We start from the raw sequence: 16,684 nt of genomic DNA on the forward strand, positions 1-16,684 counted from the left end.
GGGCACGGTCGCGTCCGCGCCGACGCCCCCGGAGACGGGCCGGGGAGCCGGTTCAGGACACGCGGACGCCTCGGCGCCAGACCTGGGAGACCAGCGGGACGCCCGGCCGGTAGGCCAGGTGGACGTGGCTGGGGGCGTCCAGGAGGACGAGGTCGGCGCGGGCCCCGGGGGCGATCCGGCCCACGTCCGTGCGGCGCAGGGCCGCCGCTCCGCCCGCCGTGGCGGACCAGAGGGCCTCGTCCGGGGTCATCCGCATGTCCCGCACGGCCAGCGCGATGCAGAAGGGGACGGAGGACGTGAAGGACGAGCCCGGGTTGCAGTCCGTGGAGAGGGCCACGGTGACGCCGGCGTCGAGGAGGCGGCGGGCGTCCGGCCACTCGGCGCGGGTGGAGAACTCGGCCCCGGGCAGCAGCGTGGCGACCGTGCCGCCGCTCGCGAGGGCGTCCACGTCGGCGTCCGTGAGGTGGGTGCAGTGGTCGGCGCTGGCCGCGTCGAGTTCCACGGCGAGCTGGACGCCGGGGCCGTAGGACAGCTGGTTGGCGTGGATGCGCGGGTGGAGTCCCTTGGCCTTGCCCGCGGTGAGGATCGCGCGGGCCTGGTCGCCGTCGAAGGCGCCCTTCTCGCAGAAGACGTCGATCCAGCGGGCGTGCGGGGCGCACGCGTCGAGCATCTCGCCGGTGACGAGGGCGACGTAGGCGGCCGGGTCGTCGGCGTGCTCGGGGGCGACGATGTGGGCGCCGAGGTAGGTGACCTCGTCGGTGTGGCGGGCGGCCAGGCGCAGGGCGCGGGCCTCGTCCTCGACCGTCAGGCCGTAGCCGGACTTCGTCTCGAAGGTGGTGGTGCCCTGGCGGAGCGCCTCGGTGAGGTGACGGGCGAGGTTCGCCTCCAGTTCCGCGTCGGTGGCGGCGCGGGTGGCGGCGACGGTGGTGCGGATGCCGCCGGCCGAGTAGGGACGGCCCGACATGCGGGCGTTGAACTCCTCGGTGCGGTCGCCCGCGAAAACGAGGTGGGAGTGGGAGTCCACGAAGCCGGGGATCACCGCTCGGCCGCCCGCGTCGACCCGATTGTCAGTGGCGGGTGCTTTGCTTGATTCACCGGTCCACACGACGCGGTCGCCTTCGATGACGACGGCCGCGTCCTGGATCAGTCCGAGGGGAGAACTGTCACTCAGGGAGGGGTCGTTGGTGACCAAGGCGGCGATGTCGGTGATGAGCGTGCTCGCGGTGCTCGCGGAGTGGGCGGGGCTGACGGTCGTCGCGTTGCTCATGGCGTCCTTGCTGGCCTGGTCGGCGGTGGGATGGGGTTCGGGGGAAGGGACGAAGGTCATCCGCGCAGGGCTGCCACGGCGTCCGCGAGGGCCCGCGGCACATCCGGCACCAGGGAGTGCACCCCGTCCCGAACGACGTGACGACCTGCCACGACCGTGTGCGACACATCCGCTGCCGACGCGGCGAATACGGCCGTCTCGGCCCCGAGCCGCGGAAGCGGCCCTGCCGTCCTGACCGAGTCCAGCGCGATCGTCGTGAAGTCGGCGGCGGCGCCCGCCTCCAGCGTGCCCGCGTCGTCCCGGCCTAGGGCCGCGTGACCGTCGACCGAGGCGGCGCGCAGCAGGGCGGCGGCGGTCCAGTGGCCGCGGGTGCGGGTGCGCAGGCGCTCGTTCAGCTCCATCGCGCGGGCTTCTTCCAGCAGGTCGATCACGGCGTGGCTGTCGGAGCCGAGGGAGAGCGGCGAGCCGGCCTTCTGGAGCGCGACGGCGGGGCCGATGCCGTCGGCGAGGTCCCGTTCGGTCGTCGGGCACATGCAGGTGCCGGTGCCGGAGCGGCCGAGGAGGGCTATGTCCTCGTCGGTGAGGTGGGTGTTGTGGACGCCGGTCGTGCGCCGGCCGAGGACGCCGTGCTCGGCGAGGAGCTGTGTCGGGGTGCACCCATGGGCCTCGCGGCAGGCGTCGTTCTCGGCGGTCTGCTCGGACAGGTGCACGTGCAGCGGCGCCCCGCGCTCCTCCGCCCACCGGGCGACGGTCGCCAACTGGTCGGCGGGCACGGCTCGTACGGAGTGGACGGCGGCGCCGATCCGCGCGTGATCCCGTTCCTTGAGAAGTGAACAGCGTTCGGCCCAGGCGTCCGCGCCGCCGTCGGAGAAGCGGAGCTGGTGGGCGTCGGGCGGCTGTCCGAAGCCGGAGGAGAAGTACGCGGTGTCGAGGAGGGTGATGCGGATGCCGGCGTCGGCGGCGGCCTCGATGAGGGCCTCGCCCATCGCGTTGGGGTCGGCGTAGGGGACGCCGCCGGGGGCGTGGTGCACGTAGTGGAACTCGCCCACGGCGGTGATGCCGGCGAGGGCCATCTCGGCGTACACCGCGCGGGCGAGCCGGTGGTAGGTCTCCGGGTTCAGCCGGTCGGCCACGGAGTACATGACCTCGCGCCAGGTCCAGAAGGTCCCGGAGCCGACCTGGACGGTGCCGCGCAGGGCGCGGTGGAAGGCGTGGCTGTGGGCGTTGGCCAGGCCGGGCAGGGTGAGGCCGCGCAGCACCTCCGCGCCGGGCGGCGGGGCGGGGGTGTCCGTGCGGACGGCGGTGATGCGGCCGTCCCGCGTCTCCAGGGCGACGCCCGGCTCGACGTGGGTGTCGAGCCAGGCGTGCTCCAGCCAGTACGTGCGTGTCGGCTGTGTGGGGGTCACGTGCGGGCCAGCCCTTCCAGTACGTCGGCGAGCGCGCGGACCCCGGCCACGCAGTCGTCCTCGGCGGCGTGCTCGGCCGGGGAGTGCGAGACGCCCGTGGGGTTGCGCACGAACAGCATGGCGGTCGGGACGCTCCCCGAGAGGATCCCGGCGTCGTGTCCGGCGCCGGTGCCCAGGACGGGGACGTCGAGGTCGGGCGCCGCCTCGCCCAGGATGCGGGCGAGTTCGTCACGCAGGGCGTGGTCGAACTCGACGACGGGCGTGAACGACTCGCGGACGACGTCGAGATCGACGCCGTGGGCCGCGGCGTGCTCGCGGGCCGCCTTCTCGACGCCGGCGAGCACCTGGTCGAGGCTCGTCTGGTCGGCGGCGCGGGAGTCGAGCCAGCCGCGCACCAGGGAGGGGATGGCGTTGACGCCGTTGGGCTCCACGGCGATCTTGCCGAAGGTGGCGACGGCCCCGGCGAGTCGTGCCTCGCGGCGGGCGGCGAGGACGGTCTCGGCGTACGGGAGCATCGGGTCGCGCCGGTCCGCCAGCCGGGTGGTGCCGGCGTGGTTGGCCTCGCCCCGGAAGTCGAACCGCCAGCGGCCGTGCGGCCAGATGGCGCCGGCGATGCCGACCGGGTCGCCGCTGAGGTCGAGGGCCCGGCCCTGCTCGACGTGCAGCTCGACGAACGCGCCGATGCGGGCGAGCCGTTCCGGGTCCGGCCCGATGGCGTCGGGGTCGTAGCCGGCGGCCTCCATGGCGCGCGGGAGCGTGACGCCGTCGGCGTCGGTCAGACGGTGCGCCTGCTCGACGGTGAGGTGTCCGGCGGCGAGCCGGGAGCCGACGCAGGCGAGACCGAAGCGGGCGCCTTCCTCGTCGCCGAAGTTGACGATGGCGAGGGGCTTGTCCAACCGGGCGTTCCTGCCGCGCAGTTCGTCGAGCGCGGCGAAGGAGGACACGACGCCTAGGGGGCCGTCGAAGGCGCCGCCGTCGGGCACGGAGTCGAGATGCGACCCGGTGACGACGGCGTCCCCGGCGGCGGGATCCCCGAGCCAGGCCCACTGGTTGCCGTTGCGGTCGACCTCGTACACCAGCCCCCGCGCCTCGGCCTGCGCCCGGAACCATTCCCGGCACTCGACGTCGGCACCGGTCCAGGCATACCGCCGATACCCACGCGACCCGGCATGCCGCCCGACAGGAGCCAACTCCCGCCACATCCCCAAAAAGGAGCCCCCACCCCGCGCCCCTGCCTCCGCGCCCGCCCGAGAGTCTCCGCTCTTCGTCACGCCGGATCACCCTCACGCATGGGCACCCGCACGCCCCGCTCGTCCGCGACCGACTCCGCGATGTCGTAGCCGGCGTCGACGTGCCGGATGACGCCCATCCCGGGGTCGTTGGTCAGCACCCGCCGGATCTTCTCGCCCGCGAGCTTCGTGCCGTCGGCCACGGACACCTGCCCCGCGTGGATGGACCGCCCCATGCCGACCCCGCCGCCGTGGTGGAGCGAGACCCAGGACGCGCCCGACGCCACGTTCACCATGGCGTTCAGCAGCGGCCAGTCGGCGATCGCGTCGGAGCCGTCGAGCATGGCCTCGGTCTCGCGGTACGGCGAGGCCACCGAACCGCAGTCGAGGTGGTCGCGGCCGATCGCCAGCGGCGCGGCCAGCTCACCGCTCGCGACCATGTCGTTGAACCGCTCGCCCGCCCGGTCCCGCTCGCCGTAGCCGAGCCAGCAGATACGGGCGGGCAGCCCCTGGAAGTGGACGCGTTCACCGGCGAGCTTGATCCAGCGGGCCAGGGACTCGTTCTCGGGGAAGAGGTCGAGGATCGCCTTGTCGGTCTTGGCGATGTCGGAGGCCTCGCCCGACAGGGCCGCCCAGCGGAAGGGGCCCTTGCCCTCGCAGAACAGCGGGCGGATGTAGGCGGGGACGAAGCCGGGGAAGGCGAACGCCCGCTCGTATCCGGCGAGTTGAGCCTCGCCGCGGATGGAGTTGCCGTAGTCGAAGACCTCGGCGCCGGCGTCCATGAAGCCGACCATCGCCTCGACGTGCCGTGCCATCGACTCACGCGCGCGGGCGGTGAAGCCGGCCGGGTCCTTGGCGGCGTCGGCCATGTCCTCGAAGGCGGTCCCGGTGGGCAGGTAGGCCAGCGGGTCGTGGGCCGAGGTCTGGTCGGTGACGATGTCGATCGGGGCGCCCATGGCGAGGAGCCGCGGGACCAGTTCGGCGGCGTTGCCGAGGACGCCGATGGACAGCGGGCGGCGGGCGTCGCGCGCCTCGACGGCCAGTCGCAGGGCGTGGTCGAGCGAGTCGGCCCGTACGTCGAGGTAGCGGTGCTCGATGCGGCGCTCGATCGCCCGGGGGTCGCAGTCGATACAGATCGCGACGCCGTCGTTCATGGTCACGGCGAGCGGCTGGGCGCCGCCCATGCCGCCGAGGCCGGCCGTGAGGGTGATGGTGCCGGCGAGGGTCCCGCCGAACTTCTTGGCGGCGACGGCGGCGAAGGTCTCGTAGGTGCCCTGGAGGATGCCCTGGGTGCCGATGTAGATCCAGGAACCGGCGGTCATCTGGCCGTACATGGTCAGGCCGAGCTGTTCCAGGCGGCGGAACTCCTCCCAGTTGGCCCAGTCGCCGACGAGGTTGGAGTTGGCGATGAGGACGCGCGGGGCCCACTCGTGGGTCTGCATGACGCCGACCGGGCGGCCGGACTGGACCAGCATGGTCTCGTCCTGCTTGAGGGTGCGCAGGGTGCGGACCATCGCGTCGAAGGAGCGCCAGTCGCGGGCCGCCTTGCCGGTGCCGCCGTAGACGACGAGCTTGTCGGGGTGTTCGGCGACCTCGGGGTCGAGGTTGTTGTGCAGCATCCGCAGGGCGGCTTCCTGCTGCCATCCCAGGGCGCTCAGTTCCGTACCGCGGGGCGCTCGTACGGGGCGGGGTCCTGACATGGTCGGCCTCCTTGCGGATGGGGGCGGACGGGGCGGACGGGCGGCCCCGGCGGAGTGTTGTTGTCTCTATTCACATCCTGGCCGTCTGAATAGGGCTAGTCAACAGCACGGGGGCACGACGAGGCCGCCGACACCGGAAGGAGCCACTCGACAGTCACGTGACAGCCACTCGACAGCCGGGGGGCGCACGACACCGCCCCCGCCACCCCCGCCACACCCGCACGCCCGTGACGCGCACCCCCGGGCGCGCTGTTGAACAGGCAGCCCCACGGCCGTCGCGCGTCGCGCAGAACAGGCGGGGAGAAAACGGGCTCAGTCGACCCACCCTAGTCATCCGGTCGCATGTTCCGCTGGAAAATGCCAGAAGACTCCCCACACGCGGACACGTTGCGTAGCTTCTTCCTCACTCAACCGAACCGCAGGCGGGAGGGGAGCCAACGGTGCCCGGAATCGACGAGTGCCTCCTGGAGGCCATGCGCCTGCCCGGAGCCCGGGGGGCCGCGCTGGTCGACTGGACCAGCGGGCTGGCCCTGGGCGCGGTCGGGGAGTTCCCGGGCGGTGACCACGAGACCGCGGCGGCCGAGGCCGCGGAGGTCGCGCGGCTCACGGCCGAGCAGCGGGCGTTCACCCCCGAGGCGGACGCGGACGCCGACCCCCCGGTGGAAGACCTGATCATCAGCAACCGGGACAGCTACCACGTCCTGCGGTTCGTGCCGACGTCCTTCGACAGCAGCGTGTTCCTGCACGTGTGGCTGGCCCGGTCGGACGGCAATCTCGCCCTGGCCCGGATTCGGCTGGGCGAGATGGCCGGACGGCTGGTGCTGGGATGACGGTCGTGGGCACCACGCCGCCGCCCCGGCTTCCGGTGCGCGACAAGACGGCGGCCCGGGACCGCGCGGGCGGCGGGGTCTCGCCCATGCTGACCCGGCTCGCCGCCGAGCGCGCCACCGGCGTCCTGGAGCGCGAACGCGGCGCGATCTACCTGGCCGACGGCTGGGTGGTGCACGCCGAGAGCCCGCTCTCCCCGGGACTGGAGGTGCTGCTCCTGACCCACGGCACGGTCGATCCCGGCGTCTGGCGGGCGGCCGTGGAGGGGGCCGACGAGGAGCGCGGCGCCGCCGGGCTGCTGCTGGAGGCCGGCCGGATCAGCCGGGGCGCGCTGGAGCTGTGCCAAATGGGGGCGCTGTACGACGCCGCGTACTTCGCCCTCGCCCCGAGCAGCACGCCGGGCCGTTTCCGGTACGGCACCGGGCACTGGTTCGGCGTCCTGCGGCCGGTGCCGGTGGCGGCGGTGGAGCGCGAGACGCTGCGCCGCCGTGAGCTGCTGGACCGTCTGTGGCCGGACCCGCTGCCGGACAGCGCGCCGCTGCTGCCGGCCGAGCCCGTCGCCGCCCCGGGGCTCACCGCCCGGCAGCGCGCGGTGCTGGCGCTGGTGGACGGGGTGCGCACCGCGACGGACATCGCCCGCGAGCTGGGCCGGCAGGCCTTCTCGACGCTCGTGGACGTCCGGCGGCTGGCCGCGGCGGGGCTGCTGACCGCCCAGTTCCCGCCGCCCGCACCGCTCCCCCCGCGGGGCCCGGCACTGCCCCGTGTGAACGACCCCGACATCACCCTGCTGAAGAGGCTCAGGGATGCGCTGGAGGCCCTTTGAACGGCAGCGACCTCGTGCCGAGAGGAGCGAGCTGATGGCGGCGGAGCCCGAGATACGCGCCGAGCTGCGGCGGCTGCGGGCCCGCGTGCCCCAGCTGACCGGGGCGCTCGCGGCGGGTGTGGACGGGCTCGTCCTGGCACACGACACGCCGGGCGTGGAGCCGGAGGGCGTGGCCGCGCTCACCGCCACGGCGCTCGGCGTGGCGGTGCGGATGGCGGACGCGACCGGGCAGGGCGACTTCCGCGAGCTGCTCGTCCGCGGGATGTACGGCTATGTCGCCACGTACGCGGCGGGCAAGAGCGCCGTCCTGACGGTGCTCGCGCAGGACCGCGTCAACGTCGGCCGGCTGCATCTGGAGGCCCGCCGGGCCGGCGCCCGCATCGGGGAGCTCGTCGACGCCGGGCCCCCCGCTCCGACGGCGACGACGGGGCAGGCGGCGCCCCCGCGCGGCAGGGGCCCGCGCCGCCAGAACAACAGCCAGCAGGGCCAGAACAGCCAACACGGCCAACACGGTCAGACCAGCCAACACGGCCAGCACAGCCAGAACAGTCAGCACAGCCAGAACAGTCAGCACAGCCAGAACAGTCAGAAGCCAGAGATCAGAGAAAACGAGGAGATCCACCCATGGCCAACACCGAAACCGCGCTGAAGGAAGCCCTGGCCGTGATCGAGGGCGCCAACGGCGTCGCGCTCGTCGACTACACCAGCGGCATGGCGCTGGGCACGTTGGGCGGCGGCAAGACCTTCGACCTCAACGTGGCGGCCGCCGGCAACACCGACGTGGTGCGCGCCAAGATGCGCACCATGGAGCACCTCGGGCTGAAGGCGCAGATCGAGGACATCCTGATCACGCTGTCCGACCAGTACCACCTGATCCGTCTGATCAGCGGTCGCGGCGGCAACGGGCTCTTCCTCTACCTGGTCCTGGACGCCAAGCGCGCCAACCTGGCGATGGCCCGCCACCAGCTCCGCAAGATCGAGGAGGAGCTGGAGGTGTGAGCGGCGCGCAGCGCCCAGGGCATGATCCGCCGGACAGGCCCTGAACGCCCTAAACGAGTGCCGCGGTGCGGCGGCGCGCTCCACCGGGGGCCGCGTCGCCCGCCGCGATGCCCGTACTGCGGTAGGCCTCGACCGACTTACCGGCCGGTCGGCCGCCGTTCGCGGCGAGCCGGTCGACCCGCACCCACAGCAAAGCGTCCTCGGCCCGCTCCCGCCGCCCGAGCCACGCGGCCTTCAGCCACAGCCCCGCCCCGCACCCGGCGAGCAGCATGCCGCCCGCGGCCGGCACGGCGAACGCGCTGCCCAGCGCGGCGGCGAAGGCGAGCAGCAGCCACCAGCGGTGCCCGCGACGCCAGACCCGTACGGTCACCCCGCGGTCCTGGAGGACGTCGTGCCGGGCCGCGCGGACCGCGCCGTGCGCGAGGCCCGTGTACCGTCCCCGGCGCACCAGCGCCACCACCGCCGCGGCGACGAGGAACAGCGCCGCCCCGGTCAGCACCCCGATCCGCCGGCCCGTGAAGCCGGACGGCAGGACGCCGACGCCCGCCGCGATCACCCCGCACCACCACAGGGGCGCCGCGCCCGCTCGTACGACGACGGCCACCCGGGCCAGACCTTGCGCCCTGCGATCCCCGCGTGTCACGTTCCGCCTCCTCGTCGCCCGGCAACTCACCTTCCGTGGGCCGCTGGTCGAGCAGATTAGCGAGCGAACGTGAGACGGTCATGAGAACGGCGTCACCGCGTCGTCACTCCACGAACAGCCCGCGCGCCGCCGCCTTCGCGTCGAACTCCTCCAGCCGCGCCTGCGCCCCCGGCAGGCCGTCGCACATGGCCTCCAGCAGCACCCGCCCGAGCAGCATAGGCGCGCACGCCGTGTCGAAGGCGAGCCCGGTGCCGACGGCGGCCGGCAGCAGCAGGTCGGAGACCTTGGCGACCGGCGCGAAGGCGGAGTCGGCGACCGTCACCACGGTCAGCCCGGCCTCCTTGGCGTAGGCGAGGGCGTCGACGACCTCACGGGGGTGGCGCGGCAGCGCGAAGCAGAGCAGGGCGGTCGCGCCGGCGTGCACGGCGGCGTCGACCCGGTCGTGCAGCATGGTGCCGCCCTCGTGCAGCAGCCGCACGTCCGGGTGGACCTTGCCCGCGAAGTACGCGAAGCCGTACGCCTGGGCGGCGGCGGCCCGCAGCCCGAGCACCGGCAGCGGGCGCGAGGCGGCGAGCAGCCGTCCCGCCCGCTCCACCGGCCGCGGGTCGGCGAGCACCTCCGCCAGATGCCGCAGGTTCTCGATCTCGGCCTCGACGGCCTGCTGGTACTCGTTGAACGGGACGGCGCCCGCGGGCTGTTCGGCGGGCGCGACCTCGCGCAGGTGCTTGCGCAGGGCGGGGTAGCCGTCGAAGCCGAGGGCGACCGCGAACCGGGTGACGGAGGGCTGGCTGACCCCGGCGAGTTCGGCGAGCTCGACGCTGGAGAGGAACGGCACGTCGGCGGCGCGCCGCACCATGCTGTGCGCGATGCGCCGCTGGGTCGGGGTCAGCCGATGCCCCTCGAAGAGCGCCTGAAGCCGCCCGGCGGGACTGTCCGTCACATCCATGCCCGCTACCCCTCTATTCACCTACTCAGAACTCTGCATGACTCTATACAGCCAGGCAAGGGCGAGGGGCCCGGACGGGGATCCGGACGGGAATCCGGACGCTGACGATTCGGCGCTCCCCCGGGTGAAGACGGGGGCTACCCCCAGTGCGGCCGGCGCAACGGCTTTCTACCGTTGACGGCATGACGGGACGGGAGACCACGATGGACGCACGGGACACCGAGCTGAAGAAGGAGCTCGACGCCGCCCTCCAGGCGCGCAGGGAGCTGGGCGAGGAGTACGAGTCCGCGCTCGTGGACTCGTTCCTGGAGAAGGTCGACCAGCGGATCGACGGCGTGGTGGAGCGCCGAGTGCGCCGTCAGTTCGCCGAGCAGCAGATGGCGACGGTCCGCGACGGCCGTACGTCCAAGGCGACGGACTCGTGGGGCGAGCGCTTCGGCTTCGGCATCGTGTCGCTGGTGCTGGCGGTCCCGCTGTCGGCGATCGGCGCGGGCACCGCGCAGCTGCCGGGTCTGATCGCCTCGTGGGTGGGCATCGTCGGCGTGAACGCGGTCCAGGCCGCCCGCACCAACCCGGGCCTGTTCGGCGGACGCCCCCGCGGACGTTCGCGGCGGGACGGCGACTGGGAGGAGTGAGCGCCCGGCGGGAACTCGCGCCGGCGCGCGTACGGGAAATTGTGCGCGGGGACCGCCGCACCCCCGTCACCGGGGGGCGGGACGACGGCGGTCCCCGCGAGGGACGACGCGGGCCGGGTCAGGCCGGGCCCCCGCGTCCAGGGCGTCGGTGGAGGTCCGGGAGCCGCTCCGGAGGTCCGTGACGCCGTTTCGGTGCCGGCGAGGGCGGGGAGCCGCTCCCACCCCTGCCGACACCCACTACTGTGCCCGGCCCGTGTTAAGCGTGTGCTGCGCGGACGTGACGCCCTCGTACCACTTCCGCGAAGTCCACCGATTCGGTAGGCAAACGGAAGTTCACCGCCCGGGACGGCGGTTCACCGCAGGTTTCCCCGCCGTTCCCGGGTCCGGGGCCAGGAAGTCACCGAAGCCGCTCGGACGTCACTTCCCGCCCTTGGCCAGGAACGCCAGCAGGTCCTGGCGGCTGACGACGCCGCTGGGCTTGCCCTCGACGAGGACGATCGCCGCGTCCGCCGCGCCCAGCACGGACATCAGGTCGCCGACCGGCTCACCGGAGCCGACCTGCGGCAGCGGGGCGGACATGTGCTTCTCCAGCGGGTCGTCGAGCGAGGCCTTCTTGTTGAACAGGGCGTCCAGCAGCTCGCGTTCGACGACCGAGCCGACGACCTCGGCGGCCATGACGTCCGGGTGACCCGCGCCGGGCTTGACGACGGGCATCTGCGAGACGCCGTACTCGCGCAGCACCTCGATCGCCTGACCGACCGTCTCCTCCGGGTGCATGTGCACGAGGGAGGGCATGGCGCCGTGCGCCTTGTCGCTGAGGACGTCGGCGACGCGGGCGCTGGGGCCCTCGTCCTCCAGGAAGCCGTAGTCGGCCATCCACTCGTCGTTGAAGATCTTGCTGAGGTAGCCGCGGCCGCTGTCGGGCAGCAGGACGACGACCACGTCGTCCGGGCCGAGCCGCTCGGCGACGCGCAGCGCCGCGACGACGGCCATGCCGCAGGAACCGCCGACGAGCAGGCCCTCCTCCTTGGCCAGCCGGCGGGTCATCTGGAAGGAGTCCTTGTCGGACACCGGCACGATCTCGTCGGCCACGGTCCGGTCGTAGGCGGTCGGCCAGAAGTCCTCACCGACCCCCTCGACGAGGTACGGCCGGCCCGAGCCGCCCGAGTAGACGGAGCCCTCGGGGTCGGCGCCGACGACCTGCACCTTGCCGTCGCTGGCGTCCTTCAGATAGCGGCCGGTGCCGGAGATGGTGCCGCCGGTGCCGACGCCCGCCACGAAGTGCGTGATCCGCCCCTCCGTCTGCTCCCACAGCTCCGGGCCGGTGGAGTGGTAGTGGGAGAGCGGGTTGTTGGGGTTGGAGTACTGGTCGGGCTTCCACGCGCCCGGCGTCTCGCGCACCAGCCGGTCGGAGACGTTGTAGTACGAGTCCGGGTGCTCGGGGTCCACGGCGGTGGGGCAGACGACGACCTCGGCGCCGTAGGCGCGCAGTACGTTGATCTTGTCGGTGCTCACCTTGTCGGGGCACACGAAGATGCACTTGTACCCCTTCTGCTGCGCCACGATGGCCAGCCCCACGCCGGTGTTGCCGCTGGTCGGCTCGACGATGGTCCCCCCAGGCTCGAGCTCCCCGCTCTGCTCGGCCGCCTCGATCATGCGCAGCGCGATGCGGTCCTTCACGGAACCGCCCGGGTTGAAGTACTCCACCTTGGCCAGGACGGTGGCCTGGATGCCCTTGGTGACGTTGTTGAGCCTGAGCAGCGGGGTGTTGCCGACGAGGCTGATCATCGAGTCGTGGAATTGCACCGTTGGTCTCCGGTTGCTTGCAAAGACTGTTGTCGTAGTGGTCCCGCCAGCCTACGGCCCGGTCAGCACGTTCACTCCCCGTCGAGATTGGCCGACGGTCCGTACGGGGCAAGGAGTGGGTGTACGGACACGAGGAGGTGGCGTCGAGGGATGACGAGCATGTCCAGGGCGAGGGCGGCCCGGCGCATCGCGGCCGGCGCGGCCTACGGCGGAGGCGGGATCGGGCTGGCCGGGGCGGCGGTGGTCGGGCTGCTCGTGGCGGAGGCGCAACTCGCGCGGCGCCACGTCAACGGCAACGGGGCGAACCCCCGGGTGCCGCAGGCGGGCGGCCTGTACGGCAGGGCCTACGCGGTCCCCGGCGTGGAGGCGCTGCGGCTGACGCTGCTCGGCGACTCCACGGCGGCGGGACAGGGGGTGCACCGGGCGGGGCAGACGCCGGGCGCGCTGCTGGCGTCGGGGCTGGCGGCGGTGGCGGAGCGGCCGGTGAAGCTGCGGAACGTGGCGCTGCCCGGCGCGCAGTCCGACGACCTCGACCGGCAGGTGGCGCTTGTCGTGGGCGACACGGACCGGGTGCCCGACGTCTGCGTGATCATGATCGGTGCGAACGACGTCACCCACCGCATGCCGGCGACCCGTTCGGTGCGGCATCTCGCGGCGGCGGTACGGCGGCTGCGCACCGCGGGCGCGGAGGTGGTCGTCGGGACCTGTCCCGACCTGGGCACGATCGAGCCGGTCGGCCAGCCCCTGCGCTGGCTGGCCAGACGCGCCTCACGCCAGCTGGCGGCCGCCCAGACGATCGGCACGGTCGAGCAGGGCGGCCGTACGGTGTCGCTGGGCGATCTGCTCGGACCGGAGTTCGAGGCGAACCCGCGGGAGCTGTTCGGGCCCGACCACTACCACCCCTCGGCGGAGGGGTACGCGACGGCGGCGATGGCGGTGCTGCCGACGGTGTGCGCGGCGCTCGGCCTGTGGCCGGCGGAGGAGGAGCGGCCGGACGTCTCCCGCCGCGAGGGTTTCCTGCCGGTGGCCCGGGCCGCGGCGGAGGCGGCGGCGGAGGCGGGCACGGAGGTCACGGCAGCGATGCCGACGGGGCCGCGGGGCCCATGGGCCCTCCTGAAGCGACGCCGCCGCCGCAGGGTCCAGGAAGCAGAGCCCACCCCGCTCTCCCCGTCCCCGTGACCGCGCCCTGACCGCCCCCTGAGTGCCTGCTGGTGGCTCCGCCCCCGGACCGGAAAAAGCAAGCGCTTAGAAAACTGCGGTCAGGGTCACATCGACACCCCCGTGACCCAGGCCATACGTACGGGTAACTTCCCAACCAGCCACACCCATCCCCCCGTCAATGGAGCCGTGATGCCCGAAGCCGTCATCGTCTCGACCGCCCGCTCCCCCATCGGCCGCGCCGGCAAGGGCTCCCTCAAGGACCTGCGCCCGGACGACCTGACCGCCACGATCATTCAGGCCGCCCTCGCCAAGATCCCCGAGCTGGACCCGAGGGACATCGACGACCTGATGCTCGGCTGCGGCCTCCCCGGCGGCGAGCAGGGACACAACCTGGGCCGGATCGTCGCCGTGCAGATGGGCATGGACCACCTCCCCGGCTGCACGATCACCCGCTACTGTTCCTCCTCGCTCCAGACCAGCCGCATGGCCCTGCACGCCATCAAGGCCGGCGAGGGCGACGTCTTCATCTCGGCCGGCGTCGAAACGGTCTCCCGCTACGCCAACGGCACCTCCGACATGCCGGGCACCCACAACCCCCTCTTCGCCGACGCCGAGGCGCGCACCGCCGCCGTCGCGGAGCAGGAGGGCACCACCTGGCACGACCCGCGCGAGGACGGTCTCGTCCCGGACGCCTACATCTCGATGGGGCAGACCGCCGAGAACCTCGCCCGCGCCAAGGGCATCACCCGCCAGGACATGGACGAGTTCGGCGTCCGCTCGCAGAACCTCGCCGAGGAAGCCATCAAGAACGGCTTCTGGGAGCGCGAGATCACCCCGGTGACGCTGCCCGACGGCACGGTCGTCAGCAAGGACGACGGCCCGCGCGCCGGCGTCACCCTGGAGGGCGTGTCCGGCCTCAAGCCGGTGTTCCGCCCCGACGGCCTGGTCACCGCCGGCAACTGCTGCCCGCTGAACGACGGCGCCGCCGCGGTGGTCGTCATGAGCGACACCAAGGCGCGCGAGCTCGGGCTCACCCCGCTCGCCCGCATCGTGTCCACCGGCGTGTCCGGCCTGTCCCCCGAGATCATGGGCCTGGGCCCGGTCGAGGCGAGCAACCAGGCCCTGCGCCGGGCCGGCCTCACCATCGACGACATCGACCTGGTCGAGATCAACGAGGCGTTCGCCGCCCAGGTGATCCCCTCCTACCGCGAGCTCGGCATCGACCTGGACAAGCTGAACGTCAACGGCGGCGCCATCGCCGTCGGCCACCCCTTCGGCATGACGGGCGCCCGCATCACCGGCACGCTCATCAACTCCCTCCAGTTCCACGACAAGCAGTTCGGTCTGGAGACGATGTGCGTCGGCGGCGGCCAGGGCATGGCGATGGTCATCGAGCGCCTCAGCTGAGCGCGCCCGGCCTTCGAGGCTGAACACGTCCGGCGTTCGAGCTGAACGCGTCCGAGTTCGAGCCTCTGGGTAGCCGTCGAGGCACCCATCGTGAGCCGATGGCCCGGAGTCCGGGAAACCCCTGGATTCCGGGCCGTTCTGTGATCCAATCTCCCCCAGGATGTGACCTATCTCCCTCGCGGTAGGGATTTACGCAGCTCAGGGCCGTTTCACCAGGAAGCGCCGGACCAAAGTCCTGTCCGTTTCGTGACGTTACGCACTGACAGCTGGATAGTCCGCCCTTCAAGCTGATGTAGGAAGTCGGGGGTCGACTTTGAACCGGGAGTACGTCAGTGAGCGCCTTGCCGATCGCCTTGCTGGTCACCACGGCCGCCACGGGCGCCGTAGGCGTGGCCGTCCTGCGCACCGTCCTTCAGCTGCGCCGACAGGTCGCCGCGCTGCACGTCCAGCTCGCCGAGAACGGCCGTCAGGCCGGGAACGCGGCCGCCGGGACGCGCGGTCTGGTGCCGGCCGCCCGCACCACGGCGGACACGGATGAGATACGCGCCGCGGTGGCCGAGGCGCTCGCCGAGGAGCGGGAGCGGGAGCTGGCCGAGGCGCGCGCCTTCTGGGCCGCCCAGGAGGCCCGTGACGCCTCCGACGCGCCCTCGCTGCTGGGCCTGCCCGACAGCGAGCTGTTCCTGCCCCGCCAGGCGGACCTCGTCGGTCTGGAGCACCTGGAGCCGGTGAGCGAGTCGGCCGCGGAGACCGACGAGTTCGCCGGGGAGTCCGCCGAGCTGGCCGCGGCCCGCCGCCGCCACCCCTCCCACCCGGACTTCGTCCCGGTCCAGTCGCCGGCCGTCAACGACCACGAGCGCACGGTCGCCGCCCTGGAGGACCTGGCCGCCTCCCGCACCGAGCTGACCGACGTCCGCCCGGGCCCGCTCGGCACGCTCGACGTCTACGTCTTCGCCGACGGCACCACCCTGTGCATGACCCCGGGCCACCGCGAGACGGCGGAACGCCTCTCCACGGCCCTGACGGCCGGCGAGACCCCGTTCCTCCTGGGCGGCTCCGGCATCTCCGGCGCCTACACCCTGACCTTCGCCTGCGGCGAGGAGAACGTCTACATCCTGGCGGACCGCGTCATAGCGAGCCTCTGAGCCCGGCCCCCGCGCCGGGGGCTCTCAGACGCCCGCTCGTTTCTGGGACTCCTCCACCAGGCGTACTGCTTCGGCGATCTCGTCGTCGTTCGTCAGGGCGACCGCCAGGTCGTGTCCCGCGACGGTGATCTGGTCGGCGGCGGCGAACATTCCGGCGTCCGGCATCTCGCGCGGTTCCGTGCCGGGTTCCTCCACGCGCTGCGCCCAGCGGGCCAGCTCCCTGGCCAGGGAGAGCGCCTCCGCGGCGGCTCCCCGCTGGAGTCGGGACTGCGGCGCCGCCCGCAAACGGTCGGCAAAGTGATCCACCGCACGGATCAAAGGCGTCGTATCAACCACGCGGTGAGCGTACAGCGCCGTGCCCGGACTGTTGCCAACAGGCGAACGCTCAGGCACGGTGACCTGAAGGACCGGCTTACACCCATGCATACCGGAGGCGCCGATGTCCCAAGTCTTCTCCGAGGAGACCCATCGCAACCTGCTCGCCCGCATCCCTCACTGCACCGGTCGTGAAGTCGCCGACTGGTTGCGCACCGTCGACGAAGGCCCCGCTCTCCGCTTCGAGGAGAAGGTCAGCTGGCTGCGCCACGAGCACAACCTCGCGTACGGCCACGCCAAGGCGATCATCCACGAGTACGACCTGAGGAGGGCCGCCCGCAAGCTCCTCTGACAGCGGACCCCATACACACGCGAGG

The 16,684-nt window shown here is 72.9% G+C and carries 17 protein-coding genes; 9 read left to right on the plus strand and 8 right to left on the minus strand.

The window, feature by feature from the left end:
* Nucleotides 1–52 precede the first annotated feature (52 nt).
* From hutI to hutU, 4 genes are all read right to left on the minus strand, one after another.
* The gene (gene hutI / locus ACFYX4_RS09935) at nt 53–1,327 is read right to left on the minus strand and encodes an imidazolonepropionase (RefSeq protein ID WP_389328844.1); all 1,275 of its coding nucleotides are present in this window, start codon (nt 1,325–1,327) and stop codon (nt 53–55) included.
* The gene (locus ACFYX4_RS09940; protein WP_389328847.1) at nt 1,324–2,673 is read right to left on the minus strand and encodes a formimidoylglutamate deiminase; all 1,350 of its coding nucleotides are present in this window, start codon (nt 2,671–2,673) and stop codon (nt 1,324–1,326) included. The genes hutI and ACFYX4_RS09940 overlap by 4 nt, the downstream gene beginning before the upstream one ends.
* Nucleotides 2,670–3,875 (minus strand): allantoate amidohydrolase, encoded by a 1,206-nt coding sequence (locus ACFYX4_RS09945; RefSeq protein WP_389330189.1) that lies wholly within the window; start codon nt 3,873–3,875, stop codon nt 2,670–2,672. Before ACFYX4_RS09945 ends, ACFYX4_RS09940 begins: the two co-directional genes overlap by 4 nt.
* A gap of 65 nt (nt 3,876–3,940) precedes the next feature.
* Nucleotides 3,941–5,602: a urocanate hydratase gene (hutU, locus tag ACFYX4_RS09950; protein ID WP_389328850.1), complete on the minus strand. Its 1,662-nt coding sequence runs from the start codon at nt 5,600–5,602 to the stop codon at nt 3,941–3,943.
* 440 nt (nt 5,603–6,042) lie between these two features.
* On the opposite strand from hutU, the gene ACFYX4_RS09955 reads away from it, so the two are divergent.
* The 4 genes from ACFYX4_RS09955 to ACFYX4_RS09970 are packed head-to-tail and all read left to right on the plus strand — an operon-like array spanning nt 6,043 to nt 8,252.
* Nucleotides 6,043–6,432: a hypothetical protein gene (locus ACFYX4_RS09955; RefSeq protein ID WP_389328853.1), complete on the plus strand. Its 390-nt coding sequence runs from the start codon at nt 6,043–6,045 to the stop codon at nt 6,430–6,432.
* Nucleotides 6,429–7,253 (plus strand): transcriptional regulator, encoded by an 825-nt coding sequence (locus tag ACFYX4_RS09960; RefSeq protein ID WP_389328856.1) that lies wholly within the window; start codon nt 6,429–6,431, stop codon nt 7,251–7,253. Before ACFYX4_RS09955 ends, ACFYX4_RS09960 begins: the two co-directional genes overlap by 4 nt.
* A 34-nt stretch (nt 7,254–7,287) precedes the next feature.
* Nucleotides 7,288–7,902: a roadblock/LC7 domain-containing protein gene (locus ACFYX4_RS09965; protein WP_389328859.1), complete on the plus strand. Its 615-nt coding sequence runs from the start codon at nt 7,288–7,290 to the stop codon at nt 7,900–7,902.
* On the plus strand, nt 7,878–8,252 hold the full coding sequence (locus ACFYX4_RS09970; protein WP_389328862.1) for a hypothetical protein: 375 nt from the start codon (nt 7,878–7,880) through the stop codon (nt 8,250–8,252). The genes ACFYX4_RS09965 and ACFYX4_RS09970 overlap by 25 nt, the downstream gene beginning before the upstream one ends.
* 49 nt (nt 8,253–8,301) lie before the next feature.
* Here the strand turns inward: ACFYX4_RS09970 and ACFYX4_RS09975 are convergent, their stop codons facing one another.
* Complete coding sequence (locus ACFYX4_RS09975; RefSeq protein WP_389328865.1) at nt 8,302–8,895, minus strand: hypothetical protein; 594 nt, start codon at nt 8,893–8,895, stop codon at nt 8,302–8,304.
* A 103-nt stretch (nt 8,896–8,998) separates the two neighbouring features.
* Nucleotides 8,999–9,841, minus strand: coding sequence for a MurR/RpiR family transcriptional regulator (locus tag ACFYX4_RS09980; protein ID WP_389328868.1), 843 nt, complete (start codon nt 9,839–9,841; stop codon nt 8,999–9,001).
* A gap of 203 nt (nt 9,842–10,044) precedes the next feature.
* On the opposite strand from ACFYX4_RS09980, the gene ACFYX4_RS09985 reads away from it, so the two are divergent.
* Nucleotides 10,045–10,476 carry a hypothetical protein gene (locus tag ACFYX4_RS09985; protein ID WP_389330192.1) on the plus strand — a complete coding sequence of 144 codons (432 nt, stop codon included), beginning with the start codon at nt 10,045–10,047 and terminating at the stop codon, nt 10,474–10,476.
* A gap of 417 nt (nt 10,477–10,893) precedes the next feature.
* Here the strand turns inward: ACFYX4_RS09985 and ACFYX4_RS09990 are convergent, their stop codons facing one another.
* Nucleotides 10,894–12,282 (minus strand): cystathionine beta-synthase, encoded by a 1,389-nt coding sequence (locus tag ACFYX4_RS09990; protein WP_389328870.1) that lies wholly within the window; start codon nt 12,280–12,282, stop codon nt 10,894–10,896.
* Nucleotides 12,283–12,432: 150 nt separating this feature from the next.
* On the opposite strand from ACFYX4_RS09990, the gene ACFYX4_RS09995 reads away from it, so the two are divergent.
* The 3 genes from ACFYX4_RS09995 to ACFYX4_RS10005 all read left to right on the plus strand — a co-directional run bounded on the left by ACFYX4_RS09995 (nt 12,433) and on the right by ACFYX4_RS10005 (nt 15,992).
* Complete coding sequence (locus tag ACFYX4_RS09995) at nt 12,433–13,461, plus strand: SGNH/GDSL hydrolase family protein (RefSeq protein ID WP_389328873.1); 1,029 nt, start codon at nt 12,433–12,435, stop codon at nt 13,459–13,461.
* 171 nt (nt 13,462–13,632) lie between these two features.
* Complete coding sequence (locus ACFYX4_RS10000; protein WP_389328876.1) at nt 13,633–14,850, plus strand: acetyl-CoA C-acetyltransferase; 1,218 nt, start codon at nt 13,633–13,635, stop codon at nt 14,848–14,850.
* Nucleotides 14,851–15,182: 332 nt separating this feature from the next.
* Nucleotides 15,183–15,992 carry a hypothetical protein gene (locus ACFYX4_RS10005; protein ID WP_389328879.1) on the plus strand — a complete coding sequence of 270 codons (810 nt, stop codon included), beginning with the start codon at nt 15,183–15,185 and terminating at the stop codon, nt 15,990–15,992.
* Nucleotides 15,993–16,016: 24 nt separating this feature from the next.
* Here ACFYX4_RS10005 and ACFYX4_RS10010 read toward each other — a convergent pair whose 3' ends face one another.
* Nucleotides 16,017–16,298, minus strand: a complete 282-nt coding sequence (locus tag ACFYX4_RS10010; protein WP_389328881.1) for a hypothetical protein — start codon at nt 16,296–16,298, stop codon at nt 16,017–16,019.
* Between the two features lie 133 nt (nt 16,299–16,431).
* On the opposite strand from ACFYX4_RS10010, the gene ACFYX4_RS10015 reads away from it, so the two are divergent.
* Nucleotides 16,432–16,659, plus strand: a complete 228-nt coding sequence (locus tag ACFYX4_RS10015; protein ID WP_389328883.1) for a DUF4287 domain-containing protein — start codon at nt 16,432–16,434, stop codon at nt 16,657–16,659.
* Nucleotides 16,660–16,684: the final 25 nt, after the last annotated feature.

It is taken from the genome of Streptomyces sp. NPDC002328 (assembly GCF_042890065.1).
GTDB lineage: Bacteria > Actinomycetota > Actinomycetes > Streptomycetales > Streptomycetaceae > Streptomyces.